The sequence below is a fragment of the uncultured Mucilaginibacter sp. genome, from assembly GCF_903913935.1.
Taxonomy (GTDB): domain Bacteria; phylum Bacteroidota; class Bacteroidia; order Sphingobacteriales; family Sphingobacteriaceae; genus Mucilaginibacter.
Genome location: NZ_CAIWNH010000590.1, coordinates 1 through 2,329 on the forward strand (window position 1 = coordinate 1; position 2,329 = coordinate 2,329).

Consider the following 2,329-nt stretch of genomic DNA (forward strand, 5'->3'; position numbering starts at 1 on the left):
TAATTGAGCTTTAAATAGATCAACAATGAGCTCTATTTAAAATAAAGCTCAATTAATTACAATTTGCAGCTCAAATATTCATTTATTTGAGCTACATTTGATGATAAAATGAGCTTCATTCATGAGCGATATAACCGAAAGCGTCTTAAAATACATAATTGAGCATCCGTTAAGTTCGTCAAAAGAGGTACATGACGGGCTGAACGGAGCTATAGGCTATGCCACGGCAAAGCGGATTTTAAACAAGCTAAATGCTGAACAACTGATCAGCACGGAAGGTAAGGGAAAGGCCACAAAATATCTGGTGAGTCCCTCATACGAGCTATTGTATCCCATTGATTTAGATGAATATTTTAAAAAGGAGCAGGACGAGCGACAGATCAAAAATAGTTTCAATTTCACGCTTATTACTGGTGTGCTGGGTAGTGTTAAACTTTTTACGGCAGATGAAGAACATCACCTGGAGGCGCTGCATTCAAAATTTAAAGACAATATATCGCACCTGTCAACCGCAGCATACAATAAAGAAATGGAGCGCCTGGCAATTGACCTGAGCTGGAAATCATCACAGATTGAAGGCAATACTTATTCTTTATTAGAAACAGAACGTTTATTAAAGGAAAAGGAAACAGCCGAAGGCAAACCAAAGGATGACGCAATGATGCTGTTAAACCATAAAGACGCCATAAATTTTATTGTTGAGCACCCTGATTATGTTATTCCTCTAAACATCCGGGGAATTGAGGATATTCATAGCCTGCTGATAAAGGACCTTGGGGTCGACCGGAATATAAGGCAACGCAGAGTAGGCATCTCAGGCACTAATTATACGCCCCTGGATAACGAGCACCAGATACGTGAGGCATTGAATGATATGTGCGTTTTGGTAAACAGCAAGGAAAATGTATTTGAAAAATCGCTATTAACGTTGGCGCTGCTATCCTACATACAGGCATTTGGAGATGGCAACAAAAGGACTGCGCGTATTGTAAGCAATGCTATATTGATTGCCTATGGTTACTGCCCTATCTCCTTCAGAACGGTTGACTCTATTGAGTATAAAAAGGCCATGCTATTGTTTTACGAACAGAATAATATCAGCGCTTTTAAAAAGATATTTATAGATCAGTTTGAATTTGCAGTAAAAACTTATTTTTGATGCTTTATTACTGTAACAAATACCACCAAACATCCATCTAAATGATAAACACCGTTTATCATGAACTGGAAATTTCTGCAGAAAAAAGATTCAACCAAGCCAAAACCCAAAAAGACCAAAGCCCGCGAATGGCTGGATGCTATTGTTTTTGCTGTGGTAGCAGCTACTATTATCCGTGGTTTATTGTTTTCTGCCTATGCAATCCCATCCGGATCAATGGAGGGTACCGAATTAACCGGCGACTATCTATTTGTAAGCAAATGCAGTTATGGTGCCCGTATGCCTAACACCCTTTTGTCTATCCCGTTTACTGAACCAATTATGTTTGGTATCAAAACCTATTGGGACGCTATCCAGCTGCCATATTTGCGTTTGCCTGGTTTTACTGATCCTAAAAAAAGTGATATAGTAGTATTTAACAAACCCGAAGAAGCCGACCAGAATATCCCTGTAGACCAGCGCACAACCCTGATCAAACGTTGCCAGGCGGCCCCGGGTGATGTACTTTCCATAGTGGATGCGCAAGTATTCATTAATGGTAAAGCGGCACCAAATGCACCAATGGCACAAACCAATTACACGGTTACCACTGACGGGCGAGATATAAACCCACAAACACTACAGGACCTTGGTGTAACAGCAAATAACGGCCTGGTAGCCAACACTTACGAAATGCTGATTCCGACGCAAAATGTGGCAGCTATCAAAGGCTTTTCGAACGTTAAAAGTGTAGTTAAAGAATTGCAACCTGCAGGCCAGGCTGATCCGCAGGTATTTCCGCATAATGCCAGCTTTAAATGGAATATCGACAATTTCGGCCCGCTGAAGTTGCCAAAAAAAGGATGGACCGTAGCCCTCAATGATTCGACGCTTGTGCTTTACCGCCGCGCTATTGAAGTGTATGAACACAATAAAATTGATACCGCCGGCAATGCCATCACGATCAACGGTAAAAAAGCCGCCAGCTATACCTTTAAAATGAATTATTACTGGATGATGGGCGATAACCGCCACGATTCCTTAGACTCCCGTTTTTGGGGCTACGTACCTGAGGACCATATCATCGGCAAAGCCATCATCACTGTGATGAGTATCGACTCCACCCAGGATTTTTTTCACAAAATCCGTTGGAGCCGCATCTTCAAACCGATTAATTAACAGGGAAACCAA

The 2,329-nt window shown here is 41.4% G+C and carries 2 protein-coding genes; both read left to right on the plus strand.

Translation table 11 applies throughout. From position 1 onward, the window contains the following. Nucleotides 1–121 precede the first annotated feature (121 nt). Nucleotides 122–1,159, plus strand: coding sequence for a Fic family protein (locus tag QZY09_RS24075; protein WP_295677097.1), 1,038 nt, complete (start codon nt 122–124; stop codon nt 1,157–1,159). 60 nt (nt 1,160–1,219) lie between these two features. Next, a complete protein-coding gene (lepB, locus tag QZY09_RS24080) occupies nt 1,220–2,317 on the plus strand; it encodes a signal peptidase I (protein ID WP_295677099.1) in 1,098 nt (365 codons plus the stop codon). Nucleotides 2,318–2,329: the final 12 nt, after the last annotated feature.

Bases quoted from the DNA above. Each gene is read 5' to 3' on its own strand.
- QZY09_RS24075 (WP_295677097.1), top strand. From the start codon at position 122: ATGAGCGATATAACCGAAAGCGTCTTAAAATACATAATTGAGCATCCG.
- lepB (WP_295677099.1), top strand. From the start codon at position 1,220: ATGAACTGGAAATTTCTGCAGAAAAAAGATTCAACCAAGCCAAAACCC.